Here is a 26,901-nt window from a genome sequence, read left to right on the forward strand (position 1 = left end):
TTTGTATTATATAGATTCCATACATTTGTGTCAATAAAGAAATACATTTTCGACATTATGCACAATTTTTTGTTTCACTTTTTGTACATCAATATCAATTTATTTGTGCATAGTAAAACCCGCCAGGAGCACTGGCGGGCATACAATTAAATACTTTTTATTCTTCTGTTTTCTCTTTCTTTCACTCAGGCAGTTAAACGTATGAAGAAATAACATAATCCGCCTGACTTACATCCTGATTCTCACCAGCTCCTGTATACGCAACTACCTCTATATTTGCAGCCTTTGCTGCCTGTATACCAATAAACGAGTCTTCTATTGCAATACATTCTTCCGGCTTTGCTTCTAAATATTGCATTGCTTTTCTATAGCATTCCGGATCCGGTTTTCTATTCCGGCACATGTCTCCGCATACCAGCACATCGAACAAACCCAGCATTTTCATCCGGTTCAATGCTACTACAATCAGCCGTGTAGAGGTTGAAGAAACCACTGCCAGCTTTTTCCCCTGTTTTTTCAAACCGGCAATAAACTCCAGTAATCCCTCCATCGGCTTAATGCAGCCATTTTCATATGTATTTCCTATTTCTTTTCTTTTTTGCAAAAGCTGTTCCATTGTTATTTTCTCCGGCGAGCGTTCCAGCAGTTCCAGCAGAATATGGGAATCATGTGAGCCAATTAGTCTATCCCTGTCTTTTTGTGTCAGTTCCACTCCAAACTCTTTTAATGCCAGACCCAGATAATTACCATTACTCTCTTCTGTATCTGCTATAACTCCATCAAAGTCAAACAATACATATTTTTTTTCACAGAATTTTTTCATTAATATTCTACCTTCCACATATAGCGGCGGGTTGTTAACGGATGTTCACGCTTTACTGCCAGTGCGTGGTTGTAAATCGGATATACATTATTAAACAGTGCATGGTTAAAGTAATCTACTACTGTTGCATCAATTGTGGATAAGCCAAGCTCTTTCGCATCAAGAACCTCAATACGTTTTGCATATGTTTTCAGGAATGTAAGTGCTCTCTCATCCAGTTCGCGGGTTGAGCCTTCTGATATCTGAATCATAAACGGACGGTTTGCATCTGTAACTTCAAATGGACCATGGAAAAATTCACCGGTATGAATACTGCTTGAATCAAGCCACTGCATCTCCATAAATATACAGATACTCTCCATATAGGCAGCTCCATATGCTGCACCACTTCCCATTGTATAAATCACTGAATCATTCTGATACTCTTCTGCAAATGCCTCTGCCCTGGCAGCCACATGTGTACGTGCATTTCTGATGATATTGCTAATCATGCCTAAAGCTTCATAGAATTTATCATAATTAGCATATCCCTCCGTCTGTGCAACTAATTCCACTGCCACAAGCAATGCACACTGCGTCTTTTCTCCTGCATAATCAATATCCCCTGCAAGATGATCAGGACTTGCATCAAATGTATAATGTATAATATAATCTCCAAATTCTATAATTTCTGATTCCTCCAGCCATGTCAGAATAATAACCGCCGCTCCTTTTTCTTTTCCTAATTTGGCAGCCTTAATCGTTTCCGGTGTATTTCCCTTGTGGCAGGCAAGACATATAATAGAATTTTCTCCAAAGTCCTTTGGTGTGCTATGCACAAACTCATTACTGTTTATCCAGGCTGATCTCAAAACCTGTGATTCTCTCTCCATAAATGTTTTTGCCGGATAAAGTGCGCCAAGTGATCCTCCGCATCCCACAAAATAAATATTTTTAATTCCACCGACGTCTTTTTTTTCTTCTAAAATTTCTTTCACAATGTTTTTAATGTCTTTACTTACGTATCCCATTTTTTCTCTCCTTTTTATAATGTATTTATTTGTTCTATACGTTTACTATAATACAATATAATACATTCTGTCAATATATATCATACAATATAGGAAAATATATACATTTTTGCAACTTTGTTTTATAATATTTGTGAAAGTTATATTAGGAGAGAGGTATTTATATGGAACTGAACAACACCATTGCCACACCACTGTACAAACAATTGGAGGAAAAAATACGAAAAGAAATTGACGCCGGAGAACGGGCGGCCGGCAGTCGTCTGCCTACAGAAAATGAATTAAGTGAATCATACCATGTGAGCAGAGTTACTGTCCGAAAAGCATTAGCCGTTTTATCTGAATCCGGATATTTAGAAAGGAAATCAGGAAAAGGGACTTTTGTAGCTGAGAAAAAATTGCAGCGTAACATTACAGAAGTCATAAGTTTTTCTGATATGTGCCGGATGAAAAACGCAACACCTGGAGCTAAGACCATAAAAATTGCATTGGAAGATCCTTCTGAACGGGATTTAACTGAAATGTCACTACACGAAGGGGATAAAATACTCGTAGTGGAAAGAATCCGTTATATGGATAATGTCCCTGTCATCTTAGAGTTCAATAAATTTCCTGAATCCTTTTCTTTTTTATTTGGAGAAGATTTAAACGACTCATCTTTGTATGAAATACTAAGAAAACACAATATCATTCTGGATCATTCACGTAAAACACTTGATATTGTTTTCGCTAATGCCCAAGAGGCTAAGACTTTAAACATCAGTAAGGGGTATCCTCTGCTCCGGATATCAAGTACCATCCACGACGTTGACAACACTATCACGAATCTTTGCAAACAGCTATGTATCGGTGATAAGTTCCAGTTTATTTTTTAGTTCCAATTTACACCATTTCCAATGCGGCTCATCTAATAGCAAATGCGATAAAGTTCCTTATTACAATTAACTTTATCGCATTTATTATATCCTTAGAGAAGTCATTATTTCCCATTGTGCTACTATATTTTCTAAGGTTAAAAAGCTCCGGTTTCTGCCACCTGAAAATGCCGGAACAGAAAGGACAATTTCTTATGCATTTATCGAAAAATAAACTGGCGGTCTTTTTTCCGGGCATCGGTTATCACTGTGACAAACCACTGCTCTATTACAGCCGAAAGCTTGTTGCCGAAGCAGGTTATGAAACCGCTCTTACACTGGACTATTCCCTTGCCGGCAGCGATATCACTGGAAATATCCGGGGTAATAGGGAGAAAATGCAGCAGGCTTTTTCTTATCTTTATGAACAGGCTGTAAAACAGCTTTCTTCCGTAAACTGGCAGGATTATGATGAAATTATATTTATCTCAAAGAGCATCGGAACGGTTATTGCCTCTGCCTATGCAAGGAAGGAAAATATTTCCTGCCGCCAGATTCTCTATACCCCTTTACGGGAAACCTATGATTTCCACCCGCAGAATGCCATTGCTTTTCTCGGCACTTCCGATCCCTGGAGCGATATTGAAAAAGTGACTGGCATCAGCAGAGGGCAAAAGATTCCTCTTTTCCTCTATCCGGATGCCAACCACTCTTTAGAAACGAAGGATACACTTTACAATATCAAAACGCTTCGCAATGTCATGGAGGAAACGAAGCGGTTTCTTACTTCATAAATACTTTGTTGCAGCAAGTACCGGTTTATTCTTTTTGAATCAGGATTTTGCCATCCTGAACCTCAATCCGCACTTTATTGGAATCGATACCGGCTTCTTCTAACATTTCTTCTGTCAGCTGCAGCCGGTGGGCTTTATCTAAAACGGAATATTCTTCATGGGTAAATTCTGCTGCACTTGCAAGACGCTGCAGTTCTTCTAAAGATACTTTCCGAATCTTTTCGGTACTGATTTTGCCATCGGAAATCAGCACTGTCCGCTCCACTTTATCCGCCAATGCCATATCATGGGTCACTATGATTATTGTAATTTTAAATTCTTCATTCAGTTTGTGGAACAGCTCAAATATCTGATTTGCAGTCTTTGTATCTACTGCGCCGGTAGGTTCATCCGCCAGAAGAATCGACGGCTGATTGGAAAGTGCAACGGCAATGGCAATCCGCTGCTGCTCGCCACCGGATAGCTGGGAAGGGAACTTATCCGCATGTGCTTCCATACCGACTGCCTTTAATAAATCTCTGGCACGCTTCCGCTTCTCCCGGGCGGATGTTCCCGGATGAACCTGCATGGGTGCTTCAATATTTTCCAGCGCCGTAAGATAAGAGAAAAGATTTCTTGCACTCTTCTGCCAGACGAATCCCACTTTGTCACGGCGGTATAAAACCAGTTCTTTTTCCGTATAGGACGATAAGTCCTTTCCATCCACCATAAGGATTCCTGCTGTGGGTGATTCCAGTCCTCCGATGATATTAAGCAGCGTCGACTTTCCACTGCCGGATTTGCCGATAATTGCCATCATTTCCCCATCTTCTATCGTAAGATCCAGTCCTTCCAGTGCCATGACTTTATGCTGTTCCATCTCATATATCTTTACCAGGCTGTCACACTGAATCATTTTACCAGCCTCCCATCCTTTAATTCATAGACGAAATCACCAAGTTCCATCAGATTCGGGTCATGGGTGGTCATGACTACAGTGATATGCTCCTGCTCTACCAGTTCACGGAAAAGTTTCATGACTGCAAGCCCCGATGCCGTATCCAGTGCACCGGTTGGTTCGTCTGCAAAAATCACCTGTGGTCTGTGGGCAACTACCCGGGCAATTGCCACCCGCTGCTGTTCACCGCCGGACAACTGATATGTCATATGATAAATCCGTTCTTTCAGTCCGACCCGCTCTAAGATTTCTATTACACGCTTCTTCTGTTCTCCCCTATTTTTCTGCTCTTCCTTATCCTTCTTCCGTTTCTCTTTATCATCGGATAACCGCAGGGCAAATTCCACATTTTCATAGGCATTCATCACAGGAATCAATGCCACAGACTGAAAAACAAATCCCATCCGGTAACGCCGCAAGTCCTCCCGCTCCCTGTCTTTTAAATGTTCCAAATCTTTTCCGAAAAATTCCACTTTTCCTTCCGTCGGTACATCAAGAGCACTTAAAAGATTAAGAAGGGTTGTCTTGCCGGAGCCGGAACGTCCCTTTAAAATAGTAAGACTGTTGCTTGGTATCTCCATGGAAACGCCGTCCAAAGCCCGGACGATGCTGCCATCTCCCGACGAAAAATATCTTTTTATATTTTCTGTGCGTATTGCTATCGTCTGTTCCATCAGCTGTCCTCCCCTAACCGAAGTGCCTTTGCAATTTTCATGCTCCGCAGTATTTTCCGGATAATCAGATAACAGAATAACATCACTGCCAGAAGTACCGCTAAAAGCTTCAAAAGGTCTGTAGGATAAATGTATATTTCTATGGCAAGATTATGCTTTTGCGGCAGATAGACCACCATAAGCAGACGTACAAACAAAAGCGTTGTCACTGCTCCGATTCCGCCACCGGCAAGCAGTGGCCCGGCGGAAGTAAATAGCTGTTCCGTCAAAAGCAGCTTTCGAATCTCTCCCATGCGCATTCCCATTGCCCGGTAGACTCCCAGCAGCAGTTCCCGTTTTTTCAGTGTCATAATCCAATAGAGTAAAAATCCTACCGAACATACCACCAAAGATAAAATAAAGCTTAATGTAAACATTCCATTTGTCACCTGTACCATGGCTGAATTCCGGTTGTCGGCAAGCTGTTCCTGCAATAAGGTAATATGTTGCGGCTGAACACCTGCTGCCGCAAGACTTTTCGTAAACATAGTCTCTTTCACACCATCTGAAAGCTTCATCCACACCTGGTAAGGGGTCTGACCAAAAGCACTGATAACGGTGGCATAATTTGCTACCAGAAGATACTGTTCCTGTTCATTTAAATTGCCTTCTTCATCCTTTACATAAGCATATCTTTCATAACCAGGGAAGCAGTCTATGATTGCACAGACCTTTGCCTGCCTGCTGCCCATGGCATCTTCACCAATCTCTGCCGGCAGATACCTTGTATAACTTAAAGTATCTCCCACCTTTAACTTTAATTTGTCTGCCAGATTGGAAGAAATTATTACCCCATCCGGCTCCTCTGCCAGTGCATTCAGTGCATAAAACCAGTGTTCTTTGTTGACACCAGCTTTAAGCCGTGCAGTCTCCCCGAATCCTTTTGTGTGGATTGCCATAAGTTTTCCATCAAAAACTGTTCCGTTTTTCGCAGTAATATCCGTCTTTTCATCGATCAGTACCCTTGTGGCATTTTCACAGACATTTTCTTTGATTAATGTTTCATATCTTCCAAAATCAGGCTCCAGATATTTCCAGCTGGTTTCCTTTTCTTCCATTTTCGAAACCTGCAGCCGGAAGTTTTCTTCCACCACTGCATCTGCTCCGGTGACATATGCAATCTGCTCTTCCATATTCTGATTCATGGTCCGTGCCATATTCGCATCAAAGATTCCACTGGCTATGGTCATAACCAGAAACACTGCTAAAAATCCCGATTGATACCAGGTTCTTTTCAACTGTAAAAATGCCGCATATCCTGCCGGGTGGAATCTGTTCTTAAAAACTCTGTCCACTGCAAGAATCAGATTATAAAAGAGACGTATAAACAATAATCCTGCTGCCAGTATAAACACCGATGTATTCAAAAGGATTACCGGGTCCATTCCCTTTCCGGCAATCATTTCCATTGCAAGACTCTCCTTCTGCCGGTTGTAGTTATAAAGCAGATACCCGGATAAAAGTAATAGCAGAATATCCAGATAACATTTTTTCCAGAATGGATTTTTCACAACACCGTTTTTTGCCATACTTTCATTTACAATGGTGTATTTTGTCCGCCGCAGCGCCGGTATGGTCAGAAACAGAATTACAATAGCCGCCGCCACCAGAGCGTAGAGAATCATTCCGCCATTTAAGGTATACATGCTTACATCTTTTCCGGTAAATTTTAAAAACCCGTCGGTGGAAGCTGCTCCTTTGCACATTCCATATCCCAGCAAAAGTCCAAGCACTGCGCCTATCAATGCCAGAAAGGATGCCTGCAGAAGATAAATCATTCCCACCTGCAATTTGGTTGCGCCCCGGCTCCGGAGTACCGCAATTTCTCCTTCTTCCAGAGAAAGTATCTGGGAGGATACCATATAGATAAATAACAGCAGCAGTACAATGCATGGCAGTTCCAATGCCCACAACATCTGCTGTATGGTTCGCTGCTTTGTGAAAAAGGACGCCAGGGTATCTGCCATATTATCCCGATACTTTGTATCTGATGTCCGGAACTGCTGCATATAATCTGCATATTCTGCCGCATGCTTTGCATCTATCTGCCGGTAATCTAACATCAGATTTTCTTCGTAACTGATTTCATCCTGTCCAAAGGAATCTATCATGGCATCAAAAGTATTCTCTGATACAAACAGTGTATTTCCAAAATCACTGAGCGTGTGATACCAGTAACTATCATTGATATTCTTTTCTTTTATGATGCCTGTCACCTTAAAATCCACTTCATAAACTTCTGCTTCACCCTGGATTTTCATATGAAGCACTTCTCCTGTCACCAGTCCGTAGGCATCCATCGTCTCTTCACTGACAAGGCATGGATAACAGCCGTTTATTTTCACCTGATTTCCGCTGTCTAAACCCTCTCCGTATGTAATATCTGTGTTCTTCGATAATTCCGGCAGATATCCAACGGTAAAATATTCATTGGTTCCGCCCAGGCTGGTATCTGCTTTTCCACCGGAAAGGCTTAAATACTGCTCGGATGCCACTGTATCCACCGCCACATATTCGGTCCATTTTTTCTCATATGCCACAAGTTTCTCTAACACTTCCTTTGCAGAACTATAATCCTTCGAAGAATAGCTGCCACTACGATTCATCACTGCAGGAAATGTTTCCTGTTCCTTTGCATATGTTTCAAATCCTGTTCTTAATACCTGGTTTCCGGCACCACGTTCAAACATCGGATGACAGACAAATAATGCGATAAATAATGTAATTCCAAGAAGCAGGCACAAATTCAGTCCTTTTTTATTCTTTATTTTACAAAAGACAAAACGTAACATTCCAAATCCTCCTACTCTCTTGCCAGTACATCGCCAGACTCTATTCCAAAGAGAACCACTTTCCCATTTCCGGTAAGTGTATCATCCAGTAAAACATACTGTTTCACCAGATGGTCCCCTTCTATCTTCCACACAAAATATGACACTTTATCCGGATGCATTGCATCCTTCTCTTCATAAATCATTCCTGCCGGAAGCACTATAACATCCTCCATGGAAATATAAGGGAAGTCCACGCTTTCTCCATTTCCCATATCATCTACGATTTCATCATTCATCCGTACATAAAATGCCGGTGTATCATACCCGGAGGTTGTCTGAAAGGTATAATGAGCACCATTTTCATCGATATAAAGACAGCCCTCATCCAGATTATTGCTGCCTGCTGCAAATCCCACACAGGTTCCGGTGTAAGTCGTATCCCCGGATGTAATACTTACCGGTTCTCCCGCCTCTGCAATATCATCCGTATACACCGTTACGGACTTACTGCTCACCATCTGCACCAGAAGTAAGTCTGATGCTTCTCCTTTCATCTTAAGGATTTCCTCTCCGGCTTCTACTGTGTCTCCTTCCCAGGCAGTTATTTTCGAAACCTGTCCATCCGCATCTGCATAAACGGATAATTTTCCGGTTCCGTCATTTCCGCGGCTTAACGTATCGTAAGCTGCCTGCAGTTGTTGCAGCGTATAGCTATGGTCTGCTTCTGCAACTTCTTTTTGAAGGGTTATGATCTGCCGGTCATAGTCACTGACAGAATCTGTGGCATTCTGCAATTCTATAAGCTGTGCATCGTAATCTGCCTGCTGTTTCTGATATGAAGTATTCTCCGTCTCTATGGCATTGGCTGCTTCTGTAATGGCTGCCTTTCCTTCCCCGGTATCGATAATATAAAGAAGGTCTCCCTTTTTTACTTCCGCATCCTTTTCTACCGCAATTTCTACAAGCACTCCTTCTTTTTCTGTAAGATAAACCCTCGCATTCTTATCTGCCCTGCCATATTTTAATCCGTGGTTTTCCACCTGAAAATCTGACCGTTCCACCATATACTCCGTATAATCCGAAGGCATCCGCTCCATTGTCTCATAATAGACCGCTTCCCCTTCCTCTAATCCATCCGTAATCTGGGTATTATGGTCATCTGCCGCCCCTGCTGTTACTTTACGCTTTTCTCTGGTATCATCCCCGGCTTTCACATAAACATAAGTTTCCCCATCTTCCTGATACAGGGAATTGTTTCCCACCAGCAGGACATGCTCCGCTCTTTTCTCTTCAAAATATATTGGATATAGCTCTCCCGCCTTAAGCTCCACGCCCTCCGGCTTTTCTATCAAAACATTGGGATAATTATTATTTATCTTTGCAAGCACCAGCTCATCGGTGCTGTATTCCCGCTCAGTAACCGGCACTCTTTCGCCAGATTGCAGCATATATTTTTCAGGAACATCTTTATATTTATAATTCTGTACCGTTACATCCTTAAGCTCTATTGCAAGGTCTTCTGTATCTGCCACAACAACGACATTTTCTCCTGTACCGGCATTCCGGCTTACCGTCAGGCTCTTGGTATAAACCACTTCACCACTGTGATTTGCCTTTAACGTTCCATCTGCTATCAGAGCGTCCAATGCTGCAATCTCTTCATTCAGCTTCTGCACCCGGTACTCATGAAGCTTCGTATCGTAGCGGCTGTTTTCCTGCAGGACGGCTATCTGAGAGGTGATGTCCTCTGCCTCTGTCTCCTGCGTGTTATTCTCTGTTGCAGATTCCTGCATATTATCCTCTTCCTGAATGTTATTCTCTGCGGCATCCTGAATGTTATTCTCTGCAGTATCCTGCTGCTTCTGCTGGTTTGCCAATTTATCCTGCTTCAATTGGTTGATTTTCTGGTTTAATTCGTATACGGTATTTTCATGCGACAGCTCCTGCTGCTTTGCTTTCCGGGACGCACTTGCCTCGTCTACATCTGCGTATGCCAGCACATCACCTTTTTCTACGGTATCGCCCGGTTCTACCAGAATCTTTGTCACCGTGACATTGGCTTCATATGCCTGTCCGTACTCCTTTGGCACTGCCGTTCCCAGCAGCACGTTGGTGGTTCCGATATTTCCATAGGTCACCTGCTGATAAGAAGCATTACTTGCCGCCGGCTCTTCCAGGTCTGGTATTGTTTCTGTTTTCTTACTTCCACAGCCGCCAATTAACATTACAAAAAACAGGCCTGTCAGGACTACTGGAATCACGCTTTGTGCGTTTCCTGCGTAACTTTTTTTCTTTCTCACAGAGTCACCTTCTCTCCACCGGAAAGTCCGGATGTAACAACCCAATGATTCCCTACTTTTTCTCCAACCGTTACCGGCACTACCTTTCGATATCCGCTATCATCCAGAAGATAGACAAAGTGTCCCTCTTCACCTTCCTTTACGGCAGAGGCTTTCACATAAATGACATTTTCCAGCGTGGGCTTCGTAATCACAAGACTCAGCACGTCTGCCTCTGAAAGTGATGTCATATCCGATACCGGTGAAAATATGATTTTATTTTCTTCCACACCGGCAACCTTTAATTCATAGGACAGTGCATCCAGTGTAGCTGTATAAGTATCTCCCATGTTAAATTCATAGCCTTCCGGCAGGTCTGCTTCATAGTTACCGGTTCCACACACTTCAGTAATCAGATTATTTCCCGGCACAAAGCCTCCTTTTTGCAGATAATTATCCATGGCTGTAATGGTACCGGATTCTTTGGCTGTAATCTGATAGCGGGACAGCTTTTCTTCTGCCTCTTCCACATAAAGTTCTGCCACTTCAATATCCCGCTTTAAATTTGCAATATCTTCATTATAATCCAGGGATGCATCACAGCTCATGAGGTTTACATAATGTTCTACCAGAAGCTGTTTATCCGCAATCTCATCCTGATACTGTGTCATTTTTGCTTCCAGACTGTCTGAACGGAAGGATACCAGCAACTCTCCCTTTTCCACTTTATCGCCTACTGCCACATATACTTTGTCTAATTTCAATTCCGTATTTGTTGCATCATAAGTAATCTTTTCCAAACCCTCTGCTTTTAATTTCAAGGTAATTTCCGGCGTCAGATTTCCTTTTTTCACTTCCGTGGTATCATAAGCCAGCTTCTCATATGGTGTCCGGGCAGTTGACACAAGCTCTGGCTCTGCTTTTCCGCATCCCGTCAGCAAACTGCCTGCTGCCAGGCACAAAAGCAGTTTCCATTTTCCAGTTCTTTTCTTTCTATCTGCCATAGGCACACCTTACCTTTCATCCAAAGGATGAATCAGTGTACCATCCATGGCATTGACAAATACCGGATGCCGGTTCATATCATTTCCGGATGCCATATAAAGACACCACGCCGGCACATAACTGTAGCAGCCTTCCTTCTGGTCATCTTTGATACGCGCATAACCAAGCTTTAACTTATTAAAACTCTTCCACTCATCCAGTTGGTAATCGTCTCCATTTTTTATAATCTCATCTTTGATTATATTTTGAATCGTTGATAACGGCAGCAGTTCCACTTCTTTTGAAATCTTTGTAACGCTTACCGGATACTGCATAAATACTTCTGTAATTCCATTATCCGTAACCGCAAATCGTATCTCATCCTCTAATTCAAAATTTACATCACTGTTTTCCGGCGTAACCCAGGAAATATCAAAGTCGTTATAATCCAAAGAATCACTAAATGCCAGTCCATTGACACCGGTTCCATAACCAAAGAGGTAGCCCCAGTCGATGACCTCCGCATAATCGGTATACTGTTCTCCATCCACTTCTATCTCATTTGCGCCATCCCAGGAATAATCCTGCTGCCCATAAAGCACCTGATTATCACGTCCTGTTTCTTTTAAGAACTGCTCCACTAACTGCTTTGCATCTTCTTGGGAAATACTGCATCCATTTTCCTTTTCCGAATTGTCGATATATGCAGTTACTGTATCATTCCCATATACAGCATCATAATCCTTTAGAGACTGTGGGCCATAATACTGATCCACATAAATGTCAGTCTTGTTTTTCACCAATGGTGATGCCACAATGTAGGCAATTGCATTTTTGTTTGTTTCTTTTACTTCAAATCGCACATTGCATAAAAGGTCTCCACAATACCCTGCATATTCATTGCAGCTGTCATAATCCTCTGCTGCAGTATAGGTATCTTTTGCAGTCTCTAATGCTTTTTCGTATTGTTTTTTCTGTTCTTCGGTTTCTTCCTTCCAGTCATTCAGCATTTCCTTATGTCTTTCTACATCCTGATGATGTACATTATTCTCCAAATCATCGATTTGAGACTGGACAGCAACAATCGTTCCATCCATGCTGTCAACGGCAGTCTGTAATTCTTCTTTTGTCAGATGCTCAAAATCATGGTAATAAATTTCAGAATCTTTAAAATATGCTTTCAGGAACTTTTTCTTATAATCGACATCTATCTTTAATTCTTCTGCCGCTACCACAGACATGGCATCTGCTTCCGGCACATCAATAGATGCATTGATTCTTACCTTCACATCTCCGTCAGAGGTTGTTACCGTAAAGCTGTCATCCCAGTTATCCGCTTCCCGGAATTCATCCAGTGTACCAACCACCCCTTTGGTTTCCTGTTCTGTTTCCATCTCATAATCTACTTTTTTCTCACCACATCCGGTAAGAAGTACCATCACCATACCTGCCAGAATCATTTTTCGTAAGATTGGATGTTTCATGCTGTCCCCTCCGTTTTCCATCTTTTATTTTCTGTTTACCTTTCCATTTTCCTCGTTTCTGGTGTTACTTTAACATGAAGATGTAAACTTTTTGTATCTTATCATTACAATAAAACCGGCAATTCTATGGCTGTATTTCTTATCGCCACAAAACTGCCGGTCTTGATAATTCTATTTTTACTTTTATTTTTTGTCTTTTCTTATTTTTTCCAGCTGTTCGAAAGAAGTATCTCCAGTTCATCTGCTCCAACCGGTCTGGAATAATAGTATCCCTGAAACCATGTGGCTCCCACAGTCCGGAGATAATCTTCTAATGCCTTATTTTCCACGCCCTCCAGACAACTCTTGATATTGGCTGCATTGGCAAAATCCACCATGCTCTGGACAATCGCCTTATTCTTTTTATTTACAAGAATCTTCCGGATAAAGCTCATATCAATCTTAATCTCATCAATCAGCATCTCCAGTGCCATGGCAGAAGATGAACTTCCTGTTCCAAAATCATCCATGGCAAATTTGATTCCATAGCCTCTTAATACTGCCATCCGCTCATTGATTACCGATACCGGAAGGCTTCTGCTGTAAAAAGCTTTTACTGTCCCACAAAGCCTGTTCCAGAACAAAATTTCCCAAATCATACATGGAAGGATCATTTTCGCAATAACTGCAGGTGACCATTTATGCCCCTGAAAATACCTTGCCTTCTTTTTTCTTTTTTATTTTACCATGTTACGCTTCGTTTGGCTATCTGATATTGTGCTGATTCCATAGATAAATCTTGTTTTATCAAAGAGTTCAAAGTACCGGTATGTGGCATCCTTTTCTTCCTGTATGTTATCGGATTTTATCCTCAGTCCGGCTACGTCCAACCCCGTGTAGGAAAGCTGTTCTGCCAGCTCTTTATCCACTGTTTTTTCTTCTTCATTGTCTTTAACGGATGAGGAAGCTTCCTCTGTAGCTGTAACATCCGATAAAATATCTTTTCCTTCTGCCTCCGCCAGCAAAACGGTGCCATCCTCTAACAGAAATACCGCATGCTTCTCTGTGCCATCATATTTTGTAAAAATAAGTTTCCAGTAGTAGGCACTGTAGGTATGAAATGTTGTATCCACCGCTTTCTCCGGAAATGCTTCCCAGGTATACCAGTTGGCATAAGAAGAAGCTAAATCGGAAGGATACTGCCCTTTCTGATAAATGGCTTCCATACTGTCTCTTGCCAGTGCCGCTGCCTCGTAATCCTTTAAAGTCATCTCATAGGAATAGGCTTCCTGTGTCTCACTCTCCCACTGCCCGGTAATCAGCTGGATGCGGTCATTAAGCTTAAGGCTTTCCGATGCCTCCTTTGCCAGCAGGGAATCGGAAGCAATATACTGTGCCGGAACCGCCTGCACTTCTCCCACTGCTTTACGTTCCTGCCCTTCAATCAGAATTCCCGGCAGAAAAATTCCTGTCAGCACCACCAGAAGTGTTCCTGCTATCATTCCACAGACACTTCCTTTTATCTTTAATTTTGTTCTTTTCTGAAACATATCCGCATCTTCGTCCCCTTCTTTGGCTCACTTTCTACGATAAGTTCCGCCTGATGATGTTCTAAAATCAATGCCACTAATGACATTCCGATTCCAGCTCCGCCTTCCTGTCTTGCCCGGGATTTATCTGCCATATAGAATTCATCGCAAATCCGCTCTGTCTCTTCCTTGGTCATGCCGATTCCATAATCTTTTACGGAAAGTTCATAATAAAATGGATTTTCCTCTTCCTGTATTCTCTTTCCGCTAAATTCAATGACACCATGCTCTTTGGATGCTTTTCTTGCATTATCCAGTAAATTCACCAGTACAGTCACCAGAAGTTCTTTATTTCCGTACAGTACTGCCGGCTCGATATTTTCCTTTAACACAAGCCCTTTTGCCTCAAAGGACGGTGTCACCACCTTAAGTACTTCACTGCTTACATTTTCAACCTGAACTGCTTCCTTTTCCATTTCATGTTCCCTTAAATAAATCAAATCAAAGAGCTTTCCCGACATCCGCTCTAACCGTCTGCCTTCGGAAAAGATATAACTTAATGCCAGAAGCTGTTCTTCTCTTGGAAGCTCCATGGAACGCATGGTATCTGCATAACCGATAATGGAAGTCATCGGTGTCTTAATCTCATGGGTAAAGTCTGCTACAAACTGATCCCTTTTCCGTACCATTCCCTGAAGCTCTCCTATCTTTTCTGATACTGCTTCTGCCATCCGGTTAAAGTTTTCTGCCAGAAGTCCTACTTCATCCTGACTCTTTACTGCAATCCTCGTCTCATAAGAGCCATCGGTAATCTCCTCTGCCACCCGGTTCAACTGCTCCAATGGCCTGGTCAGATACCGGCTGATAACATAAATAAACAGAGATTCTATCATAAGGCAAATGAAAAGAATCAGCCGGAAATAACGGATTTCCCGATCTCTTAATGCGTAGGCATCGGACACATCACTTCTGCTGATCATGCAGAGGTTCTCATCCCCTACCTTACTGGCTGCCATCACATAAATATAATAATGACCGTCCTCTTCAAAGATGGCATAATTCTTATTTCCATCCTCCTGCTGTGCTTCCCAGACTTTCTTTAAATTGGCATTTTCTTCTGTTTCGTTATAAACCAGCTTATCCCCATAATAAATAAAAAATGTCACATTTTCTGCCCGCATACCGCTGCTGACCTGTGCTCCAATGTCTGGAAGTGCGCCCTTTACCGACTCTTCCCGGTTCAACGCCTGAAGTACTTCATATTCCACCGAGGATTGCACCAGATTATTCTGAATGACTGCATTAGAAATCTGTGTTTCCTTCGCCAGTTCAAAATTCTTATGTATCATCAGATAGCCCACCAGTCCCAGACTGACGGAAAGCAGGATTAAATTTGTAATTAATACTTTATATCGAAATTTCATGCTTTATCCTCTAACCGGTATCCTGCCTTAAATACTGTTTTAAGCTCCGCTCCAAGATTCAGTTTTTTCCGTAATCTCTGGATATGAAGGTCTAAGGTTCTTGACTCTACGGAATATTCCGTTCCCCAGATTTCTTCATAGATTCTTTCCCGGAACAGTGTAATATTCCGGTTGCGCATCAGAATTTCTAAGAGTTCAAATTCCTTTGGCGTAAGCTCCACTTCTTTTCCTGCCTTTGTCACCACCTGATTTTCACTGTCTAATTCAATATCCATAAAAGTAATCTTCTGCTCCATCTTATGATAGCGGCGCAGCACAATATTAACCCGTGCCAAAAGTTCTACCACTTCAAAAGGCTTTACCATATAATCCTCTGCCCCGGAGGTCAGCCCCTGCATCCGGTCTTTTAGGGAATCCTTTGCAGTCAGAAAAATCACCGGAATTCCCATTGGACGGATGTATTCCATCAATTCAAATCCATTTAATTCCGGCAGCATAACATCCAATATAATCAAATCAAAATTTTCTGTTTCCAACAGGTCTGCAGCTTTCATTCCATTGTATACACAGACACACTGATAGCCTGCCTTCATCAGATTCAGCCGGATTAAATCCGATATTGCCTTTTCATCCTCTACAACCAATATCCGTATCATGCTGCCCGCTCCTTTTACTACTCTTTGATGTTTATTTTAACATATATTTGTATCTAAAATGTATCTGAACATTAAAAAAGAATGTGCCTTGCACATTCCCGCGCCTGCGGCGGTCGCTTGCGACATCTACCTTATACGCCGCAGTGCGCATCCTCGCGGAGCGTTTTTTGCTTTACAGGAAAGCAATTTCCTGTAAAGCAAAAAAAGTTTCTTCTATTCCTTCTGATTGCTCATCGGAATAAAAGAAACTTTTTTTATTCTCATTTTCTCTGGTCTAGAAGAAACAATTATTTTTTCATGCTACGCCTGCACCAGTGTCATTTTTCCACTGCAATGCATCTTCCGGATGCCCTCCGGTATCGTAAGCCTGTCTCCGGCATCTACCCAGATGCTGCCAATTAAACCGCTGCCGGATGCCACATAAATGACATCTGTGCTGTCAGAAAGCAGCAGATCCATTTCCCTCTCTACCTTAAATCCTGCACCTGTTACTTCTGCAGCACCACGCTCTATCCGGATTTTTCTATCCGGCTGGTTGCAGGATAACACTGCTCCATTGCTTTCCATGACTTTCTTATACCAGAATGCTGAATCCTTTACATAACGCTGCTGGGTTGCAAAGTCCACATAAATAATTCCGAACCGTTCGGAATAGCCCTCATGCCATTCGAAATTGTCCAAAAAAGTCCATAAGAAATAACCGGCAATCTCTGCTCCTTCATCCGCCGCCTTCTGCAGATTGCCAAGGTACTCATCTAAGAACTGGATACGGTTGGCATCATGTACACTGCCATCTGCTTCCACATTGTCATGACAGGACATTCCATTTTCCGTAATATAAATCGGAAGCTGATAACGTTCGTAGAGGAATTTTCCTGCCCAGTATAGGCATTCCGGTGTCACCGGCCATTCTGCGGCAGTCTTTGGGAATCCTGCCGGACGGTCTGCGAATTCCGGCTCACCATCTGCTCCTGCACGAACCGGATATCCGTTATAAATATTCTGTCCGTAAAAATCAATGGGCTGGTGAATCAGTTCCATATCTTCTTTCGTGATTTCCGGCAGATACTCCTTGTATTTCTCAAGGCCTTCCTTTGGATAATGTCCTAAAATAACCGGGTCAGAATACCAGGATACATTCCAGGTCCAGTTGTCGACATCATTATAAAAGCCAAAATATACCTTTTTTGCAGCTTCAATATCTTCCGGGGAATTACTTGCCGGATATGCCACCCCACTGGTTGGTGCATAGCCAATCTGAATCGGCTGCTTTGCATATTTCCGGAGCGTAATAACTGCTTTTCCATGTGCCCGCAATGCATTATGGGCAATCCGGAAGCTTTCCTCTGGTGTGACTTTCTTTCCCGGTGCATGAATACCACGGTAATATCCCAGTCCGATAAAGCACTGTGGCTCATTCAAAGTAAAAATCTTGTCGCAGATATCAGTAAAATTCTCTGCTACTACTTTTGCATATTCTGCAAACCAGTCTATGATTTCTTCATTGAGCCAGCCGCCTTTATCCTCCAATGCCTGCGGAAGTTCCCAGTGATAAAGGGTCATATATGGCTCAATGCCGTTTTTCTTCATTTCAAGAATCATATCACGATAGAGTGCCACCGCTTTTTCATTGACTCTTCCGGTTCCCTCCGGCATCAATCTCGCCCAGCTTACGGAAAAACGGTATGCCTTCACACCAAGTTCTCTCATCAGCGCATAGTCCTCTTTATAACGGTGCATGTCATCGGCACTGACATAGGCATTATGATGTTCGAAAGTTCTTCCCTCTTCGGTAAAGGTGTCCCAGATGCAGGTTCCTGCGCCATCGTTTTTGTCTCTTCCTTCTACCTGATAGGCACTGCTGGCAACGCCCCATACAAAATCTTTTCGAAACATTTGTTTTCCTCCTGATTCTATTTCTTGTGTTATTCTTCTGCTATTGTAAAAAATGACATTTATTTTTTTATGCAATATCTGCGCAGTTTACCGAGCACGGATGCCGCATAAGAACTGCAAGGGGCACTAAGAATTTTGCGAGACCTGTTCTTTCTTCCGGCAACCGGCACAAATTCACTTCCATGTTCATATGTGCCTCGCTGGCACTTCCCTGTGCCAGCGTTGCCAGATGTCGGACAAAATTCCAGGTGCCCCTAACAGCCCTTAAAATGCATTCGTACTTCGGCAAACCTCTCAGATATATTCTAATCATAAAAATATATCATTTTTCACAATTGCAGAAGGATTTCTCAATCGATTTCGTTATAAAAACACTCTACCACGAAACAACTGTTCCGGGATAGAGTGTTTTACCTTAAAAATGGTAGAAATCTATTTTATTAAAAAAAATCAGAATGTACGGATTCCATATGACATAACAGTTTGTTTTAAGTCATTTGACTTTTTGTTACTTTTGAATAGAATCGTAGTATTTTTTCACGATTTTCTCCGCTGGTTTTGCATATATTTCATAATCTTTTCTCTTTAGGGCAGCATTCTTCGTGTAGAGATGACTGTTCCAGGACCAGAATGCCATGCCCCTCACCCATTCTCTTTTTAAGCAGGCTTCAAACATTGCCTCATACCAGTCTGCCTGTCCCTTAGCATCTGCTTCTCCCTGCACCGTCCAGTCATTTGGCACTTTATTAGAATCCACGATAGACATACATCCTGCCTCTGCAAAGAAAAATGGTTTTTGAAATTTCTTTACCACCGCTTCAATCCGGTCAAGCTGGTTCTCCCAGTCCTCCAACGGATAATAGCCACTGGAAGAAATCACATCTACTGCATCCCACCATTTCACATTATGCTCCTGATATTTATCGGTATTATAGGAAACAAGTCCGTCAAATTCACTCCGGATATCAGCGATCAGCTTCCGCCACTCTGCTTCCCTGCGCTCTGCCATAACCATTTCGCAGCCTGCAATATGCATTTCCACACCCATTTCTTTTGCCAGCCTTGCATAATGAAGCTGAAATTCGGTATAGGATTCAAACCAGTTACACCACTTTGGTTCACAGACTACGTCTTCATCAAAGAAATTGACATGGGCACGCCAGGTTCCATTTTTGCAGTTTACCGTAGGCTTTAATGCCACACGCATGCCAAGCTCTTTCGCATAATCAATCATGCCCTTTAATTCATCATCTGACACCGTTGCTTCAGAAGTATAACAAATCTCTTCCGACTGTGCCGTATCCTGCAAGCCGTTTGGTGCTAAAATAACAAAATTGCTGTTGGTATTTTCTTTCATTTTCTTTAAGCTGTCAAAAGCACTCTTCTCCTGATAGCTCCCTTTTCTTGCAAATGGTGCATATGTCATGCCGCAGATATATTCCATGGTAAGTGTTTCCGTTCTCCTCTTTCAATGACTTTTTATGATGGAAACTATAGCATTCACCCTGGAATCTTGCTATAATGATTTATTATAAAAATAGTAAAAATCTCTTATAACAGGAATTCATTTATTTCAGAGATATTGGGGGACGACTTTATGAATTCACTTTTTGAATACAGTGACCGGCTGAATGCTCCTTTTGAATGTTTCTTATTTAATACGAGAATCCATTCTTTTCCTATCCGGTCCCACTGGCATTATTTTGTTGAGATTCTGTATATGTTAGAAGGCACCGCCATCATCAACTGTGATGATGATACTTATGTATTAGAAGAAGGTGATATGACACTATTTCTTCCGCAGGCAATCCATTCTATCTATACTGCCACAGAGCAGCCATTGGTTTATTATGTCATGAAATTTGACTTAAACCAGCTTGCACCATCCGGCAATGCATTAAGTACCACTTTTTCTGGGATTAATTTTGTATCACTTTTTAATCTGGCGAAGGGTGATTCCCATGCTCCGAAATATTTTTCCAAAGCGATGTTAACAGGCTATCCCATTGCCGGAATCTTTTCCTCCTGTGAACACGAAATGCAGCAGCAGGAATACGGTTACCGGATTCTGGTACAGTCCCAGATTAATTCCCTTTTAACCTTTATCCTGCGTATCTGGCGGGCACAGGGTTTTAATACGGATAAAGCTCTGGCTATTCCGCAAAACACAGAAGAAGCGTCCATACACTCCATTACGGAATATATCGACGCTCATGCCCAGGAGCCATTAAAGGTGGAAGATCTTGCCAGAATGTGTAATATGAGTTATTCCTATTTTGCCAAAAGCTTCCGGGAACTCTATGGCCAGTCCTGTAAAAAATATATTGAATTTATCCGCCTTTGCAAGGCTGAAGATTTGCTGCTCTTTACCAATCTTGACTTGAATTATATCAGTCAGGAAACCGGATTTTCCGATTGCAGCCATTTTATTAAGGCTTTCCGAAACAAGCACAAAATGACGCCAAAGCAATACCGGAAGGAGCATTCCTCTTAATGATAAATTCTTAAAACCTCATTCTTAAAGGTGCATGTAGATATCTGCCTGCTGAATTGCCACATCTGCTCCTGCCATCAGCATGGCAAAGAAGGTTAATGTGATGGTAAGGAATACCGCCTTACCATCATAGACAAATTCCACATTCTTCTTCCGGTTGGCAAGAAGAATTTCTATTCCAAGCAGGATAAAGATACATGGCCAGATATGGAAAATGATTTCATAGGTCAATACCGGCACAAACAGATGCACCAGAAACAGGATTCCAAACAAAACCAGTGCACTGCCTAAGGTAATGCTGCCCACTCTGTGGGTGCGTACTTCTTTCACATTCTCATCCATTTTCCTTATGCCTCCTTTTTCTCTTCTTCCTCAAGGGATTTTTTCTTACCATGAACCAGATAAATTCCTGCTGCTATAATTGCAATTCCTGCCAGCAGTCTTGGAAGCCGGTAACTGATTTCCTGAAGTACCCAGACCGTTTCATCCGGAATTAAATTTGCAATCATCCAATAGAAACTGTTCCAGATTAACATAATACCAAGCAGAATCAGCACGACTGCAATAATGGTATGATAACGCTTTACAAAGGATTTATCTTTCCCGCCTTCTCCACTTAAATGGAATAAATACTCATCCTCCACGGCATAGAATTCTTCATCTGATAAGCCTGCTAAATTGTGTACATGAAAGAAGCTGTAAAACCATGCAATTACTGCAAGCACTGCCAGCGGTCCAAGTTCAAAAATAGATGCTGCTACAATAATGCCAAAGAACATCGACATCAGGCTTAAGCCCATTTTCATAAATCCCATATACATTTCCCCTGCTCCCGGTAAAAGGGAACAGCAAAATCTTAAAAATCCATTTCTCTTTTTCGTCATGTTATCTTTCCTCCTTTAAAAACCATCCATTTGTCGTCTCAGTAATAAAATTGCAAAATGCACTGGACGCATCATTTACACTTTGTAAGAAATTCTGCTCTTCACTACGCTTTTTCGCTTTCTCTTTCTGTTCCTGTAAGTCCTTATTGACCTGCTCTTTTGCTTCTGCTACATAAGTTTCCATGTTTGGTCTGCTCTGCTGCTCCACCGTAGGAACTACAATCAGAAATGCGATTGCCGCTGCCGCCGCAACCATTACTTTCATGCTATAAGTCAGGAGCTTCCGCTTCGCTGACACTTTTTCTTTGTATACAATAACCTTCTGCTGCTGCTCAATTTTATGTAGAATATTTTCTTCTAAATATTCCGGTGCTTTTATCATCGGTCCTTCTTCTGTTTCCCGGATCAGTGCTTCTAACGCTTCGTCACTTAAATACTCCTGTATATCTTCTTTTCTCATATCAGCTCCGCTCCTTTCCATATAGTTTTCTAAGCATTGCCCGCGCCCGGTATATCTGTGTCTGCACGGTTTTCAAATTCTTCTGCTTTAACTCTGCTATCTCGCCGGCAGGATGTTCTTCACAGAAGTACAGCTTTGCGATTTCATCATAAGGTGGTTTCAACTGTCCGCATTTTTCCTGCAGTTCTTCCCGGACCACCTCTTCGATGCACTGCTCTTCCGGTCCCCCTGCTCTCGCCGGATGACTTCCTAAGACTTCGTCTTCGGTGGGTACCATCCGCCTTGCCGCCTGTCTGCTGTAATCAATACATTTATTCGAAGCAATCCTGCAAAGCCAGGCTTTCTCATTCTTACCGTCGAACTCTTCCTTGTGCTGGTAGGCAGATAAAAATGTTTCCTGCGTCAAATCTTCTGCTGCAAAGTAATCTCCGGTCATCTTAACGCAAATAGAAAATACCAGATTCTGGTATTTATGAACCATCTGCGTAAATGGTTCCTGACACATTTTTATCCACCTCCTTGTCTCTTAAGAACGTTCTCATAATATATAACGAGTATCTTTTTCTATTGTCTTCAATTTTTTCAAAAAATCAATCTTTTTTTAATTTATTCTATCCGGAATCCATTCTATTGACTTTTCTTTTCCGTGAAACTATAATCACTGTGGTTATCATGAATGATAGAGCAATTGCGAAAGAAAACATATATAACATATTTTAGCGGATAAATCTTCTGTTTCTTTTTAAATAGGAAATATTGTAATTCCATCCCCCGCATTTTTCTTTTTGCTATTCCGCCTGTCTTTCCAATGTTTGATAAGACACTTGGGCTGTTCGCCGAAATACGGATGCCTTTTGAAATCTGCCTAGGGGCACTTGGAATTTCGTCTGCAACCGGCAACACTGGCACATGGATGTGCCAGTGAGGTGTATCTGAACATGGATGTGAATATACACCGGTTGCCAGACGAAAGTAGAATCCCATCGAAATTCTTAGTGCCCCTTGCAGATTTCAGGCGGCATCCGTAATCGACGGACAGCACAAGCGTCTTTTATCAAAGCAAACGGAAAGACAGCCGGCAATCAGGAAAAATGCGAAGCAGGAATTACATAATATTTCCTATTAAGAAAAAGAAACAAAAGATTTATTTCTCAAAATATTTTAGAATCTTTTTCTTTCGCGATTGCCAATACATCTAATATACGAGGGATTTAAATGATGGAAAAGAAGAAAAACTCCATTGATATGACTCATGGATCTTTATGGAATAAAATTTTGATTTTTGCTCTGCCGCTGGCTGCCAGCAGTATTTTACAGCAGCTTTTTAACTCTGTGGATACCGCTGTCGTCGGTAACTTTGCCAGCAGTCAGGCTTTAGCTGCCGTGGGAAGCAACAGCTCTCTGATTGCTTTGATGATTAATCTTTTTATCGGTATTTCACTGGGCTCGAACGTTATTATTTCCCGGTACATCGGTCAGGGTGTCCATAAAAATATCAAAGCCGCTGTCCACACAGCTATTGTTGTCGCAATTGCAGGTGGTTTTTTCCTGCTTATCTTAGGGCAGTTTATTGCAAGACCTGTTCTTGTGCTGATGGGAACACCCGAGGATGTCATCGATCTTGCTGTTCTCTATCTGCGGATTTATTTCCTTGGCATGCCATTTATTCTGTTATATGACTTCTGCTCCTCGATTCTCCGGAGTACCGGAGACAGCAGACGGCCGCTTTATGCATTGATTGCAGCCGGCATTATCAATACCGGGCTGAATCTTATTCTGGTCATTGCCTTCCACCTTGGCGTATCCGGTGTTGCTATCGCTACCGTGGTTTCGAATATTGTAAGCTCCGGAATCCTGATTTACATCCTGCTGCATGAGGATGATCCGATTCGTTTAGAGCCAAAGGCACTTGCTATTTCCTGGCATGAATTAAAGAAGATTCTTGTCATCGGTGTTCCTGCCGGATTGCAGGGTATGGTCTTTTCCATTGCCAATGTCTGCATCCAGAGTACCATTAACAGCTTCGGCTCTGATGCTGTCGCCGGTTCTGCCGCAGCGTTAAACTTTGAATATTTTTCCTATTTTGTGGTAAATGCTTTTGCCCAGACTACTGTTACTTTCACCAGCCAGAATTACGGTGCCGGTGAATATGACCGCTGCAAAAAGGTATTCCGCTTAAATATGATATTTTCCCTTTTCTTCTGTGGACTCCTTTCCAGCGTCTTCATCTTAGGACGGGGCTTCTTCCTGCACCTTTACAGCAATGACCCGAAGGTACTTACCTTTGCCGTCCAGCGTCTGTTAATAGCAACAACTTTGGAGCTTTTGACTTCTACCTATGAAATCAGTGGAGGTGCCATGCGTGGGCTGGGACATTCCCTGTCGCCTGCACTGATTACCGTTTTCGGTTCCTGCGTCCTGCGGCTCATCTGGGTATCTACCGTCTGCCGGTATTTCCATGAGTTCTGGGTAGTTATGATTATCTATCCGATTTCCTGGGTGCTGACCGGAAGCATGATGCTCCTTGCCTATTACCTGCTGCGCAGGAAACTGTTCCGAAAAAGCGCACTATAGAAAATCCCGGAAGCAGATGGTTCCTTCTTCCAAAGAATGAATCTTTCTGTTTCCGGGGTATTTTTATGGAGCCAGCTTTAAAGTACTCCTTTTTCTTTTTCTAAATTTTCTTTATAAATGTAATACGCGGTCTTTGATTTCCTGAGTTCTTCCCTGATTCCAGAACTGGGTTCCGATATAACCACAGGTACGTCTTGCCACGTTCATCTTATCCTGGTCACGGTTACCACAGCTTGGGCATTCCCACACCAGCTTGCCGTATTTGTCTGTCACAATTTTAATCTCGCCATTGTAACCACATTCCATACAATAATCACTCTTGGTATTCAGTTCTGCATACATAATATGGTCATAAATATAACGGATGACAGACAGTACCGCCTCAATATTATCCTGCATATCCGGCACTTCCACATAGCTGATTGCGCCGCCCGGGGAAAGCTCCTGGAACTTTGCTTCAAAACCAAGCTTCTTGAATGCGTCAATGTGCTCTGTTACATGGACATGATAGCTGTTAGTAATATAACTCTTATCCGTAACGCCCGGAATAATTCCGAAACGCTTCTGTAAACATTTTGCAAATTTATAGGTCGTAGACTCAAGCGGTGTCCCATATACACTGAAAGCAATATTTGTCTCTGTCTTCCACTTATCGCAGGCATCATTTAAATGCTGCATCACTGCCAGTGCAAATGGTGTTGCTTCCGGATTAGTATGGGATTTACCGGTCATATAACGGGTACATTCACACAATCCTGCATAGCCTAAAGAGATAGTGGAATAGCCGCCATATAAAAGCTTGTCTATGGTCTCGCCCTTCTTAAGACGGGCCAGTGCACCATACTGCCAGAGAATCGGTGCCACATCAGAAGGTGTTCCCTTCAGGCGGTTATGTCTTGCCATCAATGCCCGATAGCATAATTCCAGACGCTCATCGAAGATTTCCCAGAAACGGGTCATATCTCCGCCGGAGGAACATGCAATATCCACCAGATTCAGTGTTACGACACCCTGATTGAACCGTCCGTAATATTTCGGCTTTCCTTCTTCATCCTTGTATACGCTTAAGAAAGAACGACAGCCCATACATGGATAGCAGTTGCCCTCTTTCAGCTGTTTCATGATTTTTTCTGAAATATAATCCGGTACCAGACGCTTTGCGGTACATTTTGCAGCCAGCTCTGTCAGATAATAATACTTGGAATCCGGCTCAACATTATCCTCTTCCAGCACATAAATCAGCTTTGGAAATGCCGGTGTAATGTAGATGCCCTGCTCATTTTTCACACCAAGAATTCTCTGCTTTAAGACTTCTTCAATAATCGCTGCAAGGTCGTCTCTTACCTGTCCTTCCGGTACTTCATCAATATACATAAAGACTGTTACAAACGGAGCCTGTCCATTGGTGGTCATCAGTGTGATAACCTGATACTGAATCATCTGGACGCCGCGCTTGATTTCGTCTTTTACACGAATCTCTGCTACTTTATTAATCTGTTCTTCTATTAATTCCAGTCCTGCCGCTTCAAATTCTGCTGCTACCTGACGCCGGAATTTCTGACGGCTCACATTGACAAATGGAGCTAAATGTGCCAGCGAAATACTCTGTCCCCCATACTGGGAACTTGCAATCTGGGCAATACTCTGGGTTGCAATATTGCAGGCAGTCTCAAAGCTCTTTGGCTTATCAATCATGGTCTCACTGATTACGGTTCCATTCTGCAGCATATCCTCCAAATTAACCAGACAGCAGTTATGCATATGCTGTGCAAAATAATCGGAATCGTGGAAATGTATAATTCCCTGCTCATGGGCTTCTACAATATCCTGCGGCAGCAGGAAACGCTTGGTAATATCCTTGCTGACTTCTCCTGCCATATAATCACGCTGCACACTGCTTACAGTTGGATTCTTGTTGCTGTTTTCCTGCTTTACTTCCTCATTCTTGCAGGCAAGCAGCGTCAGAATCTGGTCGTCGGTAGAATTGGTCTTCCTTACCAGAGCACGTTTATAGCGGTAAGTGATATAATTTCTGGCTACCGTATACGCACGCTGATTCATAATCAGGTTCTCCACCAGATCCTGAATCTCTTCTACGGTTAATGCACGGTTCATGGTATTACATGCCTTCTCCACATTTTCACCAATGGCATTAATCTGTGCCTCTGTCATACGCTCGCTGTCTACCACACTTTCATTGGCTTTACACACAGCCGCTAAAATCTTCTCTTTATCAAATATAACTTCCGTCCCGCTTCTCTTAATGATTTTCATATTCGCACCCCTATTCAAAATAATTCATTTTCAACGCGTATACTATATATTGTATCAGATTAAATTATCTTTTCAAGGT

Annotated in this window: 24 protein-coding genes; 4 read left to right on the forward strand and 20 right to left on the reverse strand. The window is 42.3% G+C overall.

Annotated elements, in window-relative coordinates:
* Positions 1 to 193 precede the first annotated feature (193 nt).
* Both DXB39_RS08510 and DXB39_RS08515 read right to left on the reverse strand, forming a co-directional pair.
* Entirely contained in the window at positions 194 to 823 is a 630-nt protein-coding gene (locus DXB39_RS08510) for an HAD family hydrolase (RefSeq protein WP_117697737.1), read from the reverse strand.
* Positions 823 to 1,833, reverse strand: a complete 1,011-nt coding sequence (locus DXB39_RS08515) for an SIS domain-containing protein (protein WP_117841605.1) — start codon at positions 1,831 to 1,833, stop codon at positions 823 to 825. Before DXB39_RS08515 ends, DXB39_RS08510 begins: the two co-directional genes overlap by 1 nt.
* Before the next feature lie 164 nt (positions 1,834 to 1,997).
* On the opposite strand from DXB39_RS08515, the gene DXB39_RS08520 reads away from it, so the two are divergent.
* Complete coding sequence (locus DXB39_RS08520; RefSeq protein WP_117697741.1) at positions 1,998 to 2,708, forward strand: GntR family transcriptional regulator; 711 nt, start codon at positions 1,998 to 2,000, stop codon at positions 2,706 to 2,708.
* A 194-nt stretch (positions 2,709 to 2,902) separates the two neighbouring features.
* Entirely contained in the window at positions 2,903 to 3,481 is a 579-nt protein-coding gene (locus tag DXB39_RS08525; protein WP_117841667.1) for an alpha/beta hydrolase, read from the forward strand.
* A 25-nt stretch (positions 3,482 to 3,506) separates the two neighbouring features.
* Here DXB39_RS08525 and DXB39_RS08530 read toward each other — a convergent pair whose 3' ends face one another.
* The 13 genes from DXB39_RS08530 to DXB39_RS08590 all read right to left on the reverse strand — a co-directional run bounded on the left by DXB39_RS08530 (position 3,507) and on the right by DXB39_RS08590 (position 19,580).
* Positions 3,507 to 4,376: an ABC transporter ATP-binding protein gene (locus tag DXB39_RS08530; protein WP_117697743.1), complete on the reverse strand. Its 870-nt coding sequence runs from the start codon at positions 4,374 to 4,376 to the stop codon at positions 3,507 to 3,509.
* The gene (locus DXB39_RS08535) at positions 4,373 to 5,092 is read right to left on the reverse strand and encodes an ABC transporter ATP-binding protein (protein ID WP_117841604.1); all 720 of its coding nucleotides are present in this window, start codon (positions 5,090 to 5,092) and stop codon (positions 4,373 to 4,375) included. The genes DXB39_RS08530 and DXB39_RS08535 overlap by 4 nt, the downstream gene beginning before the upstream one ends.
* The gene (locus DXB39_RS08540; RefSeq protein ID WP_117841603.1) at positions 5,092 to 7,923 is read right to left on the reverse strand and encodes an ABC transporter permease; all 2,832 of its coding nucleotides are present in this window, start codon (positions 7,921 to 7,923) and stop codon (positions 5,092 to 5,094) included. The genes DXB39_RS08535 and DXB39_RS08540 overlap by 1 nt, the downstream gene beginning before the upstream one ends.
* A gap of 11 nt (positions 7,924 to 7,934) precedes the next feature.
* Positions 7,935 to 10,205, reverse strand: coding sequence for a biotin/lipoyl-binding protein (locus DXB39_RS08545; protein WP_117841602.1), 2,271 nt, complete (start codon positions 10,203 to 10,205; stop codon positions 7,935 to 7,937).
* A complete protein-coding gene (locus DXB39_RS08550; RefSeq protein ID WP_117841601.1) occupies positions 10,202 to 11,188 on the reverse strand; it encodes a hypothetical protein in 987 nt (328 codons plus the stop codon). Before DXB39_RS08550 ends, DXB39_RS08545 begins: the two co-directional genes overlap by 4 nt.
* Before the next feature lie 9 nt (positions 11,189 to 11,197).
* The gene (locus tag DXB39_RS08555) at positions 11,198 to 12,652 is read right to left on the reverse strand and encodes a DUF6034 family protein (RefSeq protein WP_117841600.1); all 1,455 of its coding nucleotides are present in this window, start codon (positions 12,650 to 12,652) and stop codon (positions 11,198 to 11,200) included.
* 200 nt (positions 12,653 to 12,852) lie between these two features.
* Entirely contained in the window at positions 12,853 to 13,290 is a 438-nt protein-coding gene (locus DXB39_RS08560) for an EAL domain-containing protein (protein ID WP_158561824.1), read from the reverse strand.
* Positions 13,291 to 13,368: 78 nt separating this feature from the next.
* A complete protein-coding gene (locus tag DXB39_RS08565) occupies positions 13,369 to 14,181 on the reverse strand; it encodes a hypothetical protein (protein WP_117841598.1) in 813 nt (270 codons plus the stop codon).
* Positions 14,157 to 15,584: a sensor histidine kinase gene (locus DXB39_RS08570; protein ID WP_117841597.1), complete on the reverse strand. Its 1,428-nt coding sequence runs from the start codon at positions 15,582 to 15,584 to the stop codon at positions 14,157 to 14,159. Before DXB39_RS08570 ends, DXB39_RS08565 begins: the two co-directional genes overlap by 25 nt.
* The gene (locus DXB39_RS08575) at positions 15,581 to 16,240 is read right to left on the reverse strand and encodes a response regulator transcription factor (protein WP_022243011.1); all 660 of its coding nucleotides are present in this window, start codon (positions 16,238 to 16,240) and stop codon (positions 15,581 to 15,583) included. The genes DXB39_RS08570 and DXB39_RS08575 overlap by 4 nt, the downstream gene beginning before the upstream one ends.
* Positions 16,241 to 16,540: 300 nt before the next feature.
* A complete protein-coding gene (locus DXB39_RS08580) occupies positions 16,541 to 18,136 on the reverse strand; it encodes a GH1 family beta-glucosidase (protein WP_117841596.1) in 1,596 nt (531 codons plus the stop codon).
* A gap of 67 nt (positions 18,137 to 18,203) precedes the next feature.
* A complete protein-coding gene (locus tag DXB39_RS08585) occupies positions 18,204 to 18,449 on the reverse strand; it encodes a hypothetical protein (RefSeq protein WP_117841595.1) in 246 nt (81 codons plus the stop codon).
* A gap of 195 nt (positions 18,450 to 18,644) precedes the next feature.
* A complete protein-coding gene (locus DXB39_RS08590; protein ID WP_117841594.1) occupies positions 18,645 to 19,580 on the reverse strand; it encodes a glycoside hydrolase family 113 in 936 nt (311 codons plus the stop codon).
* A gap of 153 nt (positions 19,581 to 19,733) precedes the next feature.
* Here DXB39_RS08590 and DXB39_RS08595 point away from each other — a divergent pair, with 153 nt between their 5' ends.
* Entirely contained in the window at positions 19,734 to 20,630 is an 897-nt protein-coding gene (locus DXB39_RS08595; protein WP_117841593.1) for an AraC family transcriptional regulator, read from the forward strand.
* Positions 20,631 to 20,654: 24 nt separating this feature from the next.
* On the opposite strand, the gene DXB39_RS08600 is transcribed toward DXB39_RS08595, so the two are convergent.
* The 4 genes from DXB39_RS08600 to DXB39_RS08615 are packed head-to-tail and all read right to left on the reverse strand — an operon-like array spanning position 20,655 to position 22,479.
* Positions 20,655 to 20,972, reverse strand: a complete 318-nt coding sequence (locus DXB39_RS08600) for a LiaF transmembrane domain-containing protein (RefSeq protein WP_117697767.1) — start codon at positions 20,970 to 20,972, stop codon at positions 20,655 to 20,657.
* 5 nt (positions 20,973 to 20,977) lie between these two features.
* Complete coding sequence (locus DXB39_RS08605) at positions 20,978 to 21,514, reverse strand: hypothetical protein (RefSeq protein ID WP_117841592.1); 537 nt, start codon at positions 21,512 to 21,514, stop codon at positions 20,978 to 20,980.
* Position 21,515: 1 nt separating this feature from the next.
* Positions 21,516 to 21,974, reverse strand: a complete 459-nt coding sequence (locus tag DXB39_RS08610; RefSeq protein WP_117841591.1) for a hypothetical protein — start codon at positions 21,972 to 21,974, stop codon at positions 21,516 to 21,518.
* Between the two features lies 1 nt (position 21,975).
* Positions 21,976 to 22,479 carry an RNA polymerase sigma factor gene (locus DXB39_RS08615; RefSeq protein ID WP_117697773.1) on the reverse strand — a complete coding sequence of 168 codons (504 nt, stop codon included), beginning with the start codon at positions 22,477 to 22,479 and terminating at the stop codon, positions 21,976 to 21,978.
* Between the two features lie 710 nt (positions 22,480 to 23,189).
* Here DXB39_RS08615 and DXB39_RS08625 point away from each other — a divergent pair.
* Positions 23,190 to 24,548 (forward strand): MATE family efflux transporter, encoded by a 1,359-nt coding sequence (locus DXB39_RS08625; protein WP_243006014.1) that lies wholly within the window; start codon positions 23,190 to 23,192, stop codon positions 24,546 to 24,548.
* Positions 24,549 to 24,659: 111 nt separating this feature from the next.
* Here the strand turns inward: DXB39_RS08625 and nrdD are convergent, their stop codons facing one another.
* Entirely contained in the window at positions 24,660 to 26,822 is a 2,163-nt protein-coding gene (gene nrdD, locus DXB39_RS08630; protein ID WP_117841589.1) for an anaerobic ribonucleoside-triphosphate reductase, read from the reverse strand.
* Positions 26,823 to 26,901 lie beyond the last annotated feature (79 nt).

It is taken from the genome of Roseburia sp. OM03-7AC (assembly GCF_003462625.1).
Lineage (GTDB): Bacteria > Bacillota > Clostridia > Lachnospirales > Lachnospiraceae > Roseburia_C > Roseburia_C amylophila.